Origin of the sequence: Microvirga aerilata, assembly GCF_016743775.1 — a bacterium.
Taxonomy (GTDB): Bacteria; Pseudomonadota; Alphaproteobacteria; order Rhizobiales; family Beijerinckiaceae; genus Microvirga; species Microvirga aerilata.
This window is the reverse complement of the sequence record NZ_JAEQMY010000335.1, coordinates 1-827: the sequence shown is the minus strand read 5'-3', so window position 1 is coordinate 827 and position 827 is coordinate 1. Positions and strand designations below refer to the sequence as shown.

At 62.3% G+C, this 827-nt stretch carries 1 protein-coding gene; it reads right to left on the bottom strand.

The window, feature by feature from the left end:
* Positions 1-716, bottom strand: a 716-nt coding sequence (locus JKG68_RS32680) for an IS5 family transposase (protein ID WP_202066627.1), incomplete at its 3' end; no start/stop codon positions are given.
* Positions 717-827: the final 111 nt, after the last annotated feature.

The window sequence follows — 827 nt, the reverse complement described above, 5'->3', positions numbered from 1 at the left end:
GTCAACCAAGCGATCGTTCGTTCAACCACCCACCGTCGCGCGAGCACCTGAAAGCCACTCGGGCGCGTCGGCGGCTCTGATCCAACCTTCGTCCAGACGCCGCCGCTCCACCAGTGTTGCGGGATCGTCAACTGCCAGCCCAGCGCTCTGCGCAGCCAGTCCTTCAGGCCACGATAAGCGGTGTCGGCCCACATGCGCTCAATGGCTGGAAACAGATGCTGCAGCCCCTCCAACAGGAGTTCGGCCCCTGCACGATCATGGATGTCGGCAGGCTGCACCTTGTTCTTCAGCAGGTTGCCTTGCGTGTCGACCAGCAAATGACGCTTGCGGCCCTTGATCTTCTTGCCACCGTCATATCCACGGGGTCCGCCCATCTCGGTTGTCTTGACCGATTGGCTGTCGATGATCGCCGCCGTGGGTTGCCGCGCCCGGCCGATCGTGCGGCGATAACTCTCGCGCAGCACGCGCGTGACCTGTTCCCATGTGCCGTCCTCGCGCCACTGCGCATAGTGGTAGAAGACAGCGGACCGGGGTGGATACTCGTGCGGCAGCAGCCGCCACTGGGCGCCAGTGCGCAGCAGGTAAAAGATTGCATCGACGATGCGGCGTAAGGGATAGGTCTGCCGCCGCCCGGCCGGGTGGCTGCGGGGAACAAGGGGCTCAAGCAGCACCCATTCGGCATCAGTGAGATCGCTGGCATAAAGGCAAGCATCCATGGCGGGGCTCCCCAACGTGAAACAGCCCACATCCGCCACAGCGGCCCAGCCCCAAACCTATTCTGAATCAATGACTTGCCCCGAGCAATAAAATTGCTCAACAGCTTCTTA